3 protein-coding genes and 1 pseudogene are annotated in these 4,208 nt (G+C 39.6%); 1 reads left to right on the top strand and 3 read right to left on the bottom strand.

The window, feature by feature from the left end; genetic code table 11:
• Positions 1-1,317, top strand: a pseudogene (locus tag NL645_RS23030) (hypothetical protein); the annotation flags it as partial.
• Between the two features lie 602 nt (positions 1,318-1,919).
• On the opposite strand, the gene NL645_RS23025 reads toward NL645_RS23030, so the two are convergent.
• The 3 genes from NL645_RS23025 to NL645_RS23015 all read right to left on the bottom strand — a co-directional run bounded on the left by NL645_RS23025 (position 1,920) and on the right by NL645_RS23015 (position 4,087).
• A complete protein-coding gene (locus tag NL645_RS23025) occupies positions 1,920-3,122 on the bottom strand; it encodes a site-specific integrase (protein WP_029559186.1) in 1,203 nt (400 codons plus the stop codon).
• A 10-nt stretch (positions 3,123-3,132) separates the two neighbouring features.
• The gene (locus NL645_RS23020) at positions 3,133-3,495 is read right to left on the bottom strand and encodes a hypothetical protein (RefSeq protein ID WP_029559185.1); all 363 of its coding nucleotides are present in this window, start codon (positions 3,493-3,495) and stop codon (positions 3,133-3,135) included.
• Positions 3,496-3,571: 76 nt separating this feature from the next.
• Positions 3,572-4,087: a hypothetical protein gene (locus NL645_RS23015; RefSeq protein WP_029559184.1), complete on the bottom strand. Its 516-nt coding sequence runs from the start codon at positions 4,085-4,087 to the stop codon at positions 3,572-3,574.
• Positions 4,088-4,208 lie beyond the last annotated feature (121 nt).

The raw sequence follows: 4,208 nt of genomic DNA, 5'->3' as shown, positions 1-4,208 counted from the left end.
TTCTGTAACTTTTTTTTTGTGGGAGTGATATCAAACACTACACATAATATGCTTTTATTGATAAGTTTATTCTATGTAAAAATTATTATGGGCAAAAAAATCATGGAACGATTAGATTTATCAATTATCTCAGACAAAGAACGGTCTCGATTATTTCTTAATTACTTAGATGTTTTTTTTCAAGATTTTAGAAAAAAGTCTTTTGGCTCGTCTTACTTTGAAGGTAATAGTTATTTCAACGAAACCAGTATTACAGGAGAAATAGATGGTCAAGAAGATAGTTTATTTATAAGAATATCTTCAGATTTAGATGGTAACTTACAATACTTAGAGTTTGATGACAATAAAAATGGAGCATACAAGGAGAAAATAAATAAATTAATCATCGACTCACTTATGAAGTCATTAGATGATAAAAAGGAAACTTTTTACCGAAGATATCATTACACATATACTGGACCACAATTAGATGGCGAGTATTGGATAAAGGGGACTAGAATTGCTCCAATTTCCGATGATACGAGTAATAAAACATGGGGTAATATAGAAAGATATTTTTCTATAGAGTTAAATGTGGATGCCATCGATGGGCCCGATGCTGATGCCAAAGGAAACGTAGAATCAGATATTATAGCTGCTAGATTATCATTACTACTTGATGTAGGGATCAGCGCCCCGTTAACAGAGCATAAGTGGTGTATAGATGTCAGCGACTCTACGAATGCTAAAAGTAAAATATACCAAACTGGTTATTATGGCTTCGGCCATGATTTGACGCGCATGCCTAAGAAAAAAGAGCTGATGGCATGTGGACAGTTTAAAAACAGTGTTTTTCCTCACATGCGATATGTAGGTGAACTATTATTCTTACCGTGTGAAACAAGAAAGTTGTTTTCAAAACTTGAATGCGCTGCTGCTGAAACAAAAGAGGCATTCAATAACTGTTGCTTTATGTATCAAATAGCATCTACCTCAGGGAAATATTCACCAACTGTTAGGTTATCATATCTAGTTGCAGCTATAGAATCTCTAGCTCAGTGTGAAAATGGTAAGAATAAACATTTTAGTAACTTTATACGTCACTATGCGAAAGATGAGATAAAAGTTGAAAATATTCTAGATTTTATGCATGGTGAAGTACGCTCAGCTCATTTTCATAGTGGAAAGTTTACCGGCGGCGAATATAACTATGAAAGAAACTCAGTTATAAGATTTCAAAGTGTTGAGTCGAGGGTTAGAGATATGTTATTTAGGGAAAGTTATCGACTAATTCGAATATCTATAGCTAGATGGGTTAATAACTTCATAAATAGTTAAGTATTGCTATTATAGCGGCGGAAAGTTTCACTCCCAAAATCTGTTTTTTTTGACTAAGGTGAGGTATTCCGTTATGACGGGTATCCTACAATTATAAAGAACTCAGAATAACACTGCCTATTTTAAGTTCAGGTTTTGGCAACTCTACATTCCTTGTCGCCTACGCCTGAGTCACCACCGTTAACCAATTGGTACACAACTCGTAAGTGAGCCGAGCACGAGCATTACTGTTGATGAAAAAGTCAATCTCAATGCTAACGCCATGATTGATGGATCGATTTCAATGGTTAGTTTCATAGTTACCCCTTTTATGTTTAGGAAAAAAAGCTGATTGACCCGTCATAGATACAGAGTTACCCGACAAGGAACTCTAACCTACTAAGGAATTTCGCTACCTTAGGACTAAAAATCTCTTTTTAGCCGCCGTTTACTTCTTTCATCTGCTGTGCAAAAGCAAGCATCTGAATCGAAGCAACCGCAATCAATAAGCTTTTATAACTAATGTCTTGACCACGCCTACATTGGTTGGGATTACCGCAGACTTCAACAAATCCTTATGTTGCGCATATCATATTAATGCATAACAAGGACATTTGGAATTTTTAATTGAACTTGATGGAATTTGAAGCGTCCCCAACCAACTCCGCCACATTAGCACTGACCTCTCTCAGTCTTGAGCTAGCCAAATGAGCATACCGTGTCGAGGTTTGTGGACTCTGATGTCCTAATAAATGCTGGACATCATAGAGCGTGGCATTTCCGCTGTTTATGAGGATCGATGCGAAGCTATGCCTTAAATCATGAATTCGGAAGTTGTCAGTAATCCCGGCAGCTTTCTTGATTCGGGCGAATGCTTTCTTCGGATGAGCGATAGGTCTACCGGGTGCATCTCCGGCAAAGATATAGGGGTTCTTAGGTTGTTGAAATCGTCGTTGATCATGGATCACTTCCTTAGCTAGGTGGTTGAGAAGGACCGTTCTCGACAGCCCCGATTTCGTGTGTGGTAGAAATAGGCTCCAATTGCCGTCGTCGTCGACGGTAAGGCACTCCCATTTCGAACTGGTAATTTCCCCGATTCGCATCCCGGTAAGCAGAGCGAATTTCAATGCGTTAGATTGAGTGCGATTGGGTTCTTCGTTACATGCCTTGATGAAGGATGAAACCTCAGCTCGTGACAGGAATCGCTGTCTTACATTGTTTTCCTTAAGTTTCCGTATGTACTGCCCCGGATTAGAATCGACATAACCCCATTCCATTGCGAGTCTGAACATTCTCAGGATCAAGGACCGCAGACGGTTGACCGTGGCTGGCTTTCTCCCTTCTAGTAATCCATCAAGTAATTTCTGAATATCCTGCTGACCGATATCAGTGAGAGGTTTCTTACCCCATTTCGGATAGAAATGAAGCTTGAGACTACCCGCATCACTTTTAGCGGTGAGCTTGTTCATCATTGCATAGGGCAAGTAATGCAGCTCAGAGAACTCTTGGAACGTAAGGACGTTGCGCTTCTCATCACGAATAGCCTTGGGATCATTACCTAGAGCAATTTCCCGTTTATGGTCATTGGAAATCTGACGAGCAGTTGCGATATCTAGCGCTGGGTATTCACCTAGTTGTATAGATTTTTTGACCCGATTATAGGTGTACCTAAAGAGGAAACGCTTCCTCCCCTGACGGTTGACGATTAATTTTAAACCGCTACATAACTCGTCGGTATATTCGGTTTCCTTACTTTTGCTCGACGGCGGCGTCGGTGGAAGTGTATCGAGTTGGCGCTTATTGAATTTGAATTTTCGGGATTGCATCTCAGCCTCCTTAGTCATTCTCGATTGAGAAATACTGGCGTAATTCGGTAAGTAGTGTCTTAGGCATCAGTAGATAAATGCCCTTGCCAGAGTCCTCGACAATGCTCAGTGTGAGTACTGCTCTGTAATCCAGATCGTCTTCGAATTCGGTATAGGTCAGTGCTCGTTTTAGCCTTTCGATATCGTCGACGACGACGGCAGTGAGTTCGGAAATTGAGGTTAGGAACCAGAGTTCACATTGCAGTTCATCCCATGTCTGTTGGGTTTCTGCTTCATCGTGGAATGGTTCGGTGAGTATGGCTTTGACTTGTTCTTGTAGGGTGGTGGTGATTGGCAGGGTTGAGATTTGTTGAAGGGTAGTTAGCTTAATCATAATTAACTCCATGATTATCAGTATCATAGAGTTAATATGTGTCTACTACTTGGGTTAATACGGCTAGGTAAATACGTTAAATTAACCATTCTTTGAGATGCTTTCTTACAAGCTCAAATTTGGCAATCTTAGCATCAACATATACCTCGAATGATGGCTCATATCCTTGAGGGTAATTGTGGTCATGGCAATAATCACGAATCATGACTCCGATTACACGCTCTAACCCACTGTAATCATCGAGGAGTAAACTTGCTAAATATCTACTTATATAGTCTGCAACTTGATCATCACTAAGTTTCTGAAAATAAGTATTTAGCTTGTGCTCTAGTTCTGGTTCTTTAGTGCATTCAACATAGATATTCCGCTCTTGGTTAACACACTCAGAGGAATCATGATTCATAGCCTCTAGAGTTAGAATATTGAGTAGAGCATATTTTACTAACGCAGTAATGGACTCTTTTGCGTTCCCCTCATAAATACGTGAGATAGTTGTAGGAGCGATGTTTCCCTCAACCTCTTCATTGATTAGACGAGTAATTAGAGCTTTGTTGTTACCAAGGTGCTGTTCTGCACATTCAAAGATATTCATTCTATCTTTCCTTTAAATAAACACTGCCATTCGCAGCTTTATAACTATAAAGCTGCCAATCGCATCATGTCAATAAAAAACTGCGAATTGCAGGTTTTTGGCAAAGATTTCTTCTACCAGT

It is taken from the genome of Vibrio sp. Y51_MX_L26, from assembly GCF_024181935.1.
Classification (GTDB): Bacteria; Pseudomonadota; Gammaproteobacteria; order Enterobacterales; family Vibrionaceae; genus Vibrio; species Vibrio diabolicus.
This window is presented reverse-complemented; position numbering and strand designations above follow the sequence as displayed.

What these genes read in the sequence shown, in the direction of transcription:
- NL645_RS23025 (WP_029559186.1), bottom strand. Translation starts at nt 3,122, where the DNA reads ATGCAATCCCGAAAATTCAAATTCAATAAGCGCCAACTCGATACACTT.
- NL645_RS23020 (WP_029559185.1), bottom strand. Translation starts at nt 3,495, where the DNA reads ATGATTAAGCTAACTACCCTTCAACAAATCTCAACCCTGCCAATCACC.
- NL645_RS23015 (WP_029559184.1), bottom strand. Translation starts at nt 4,087, where the DNA reads ATGAATATCTTTGAATGTGCAGAACAGCACCTTGGTAACAACAAAGCT.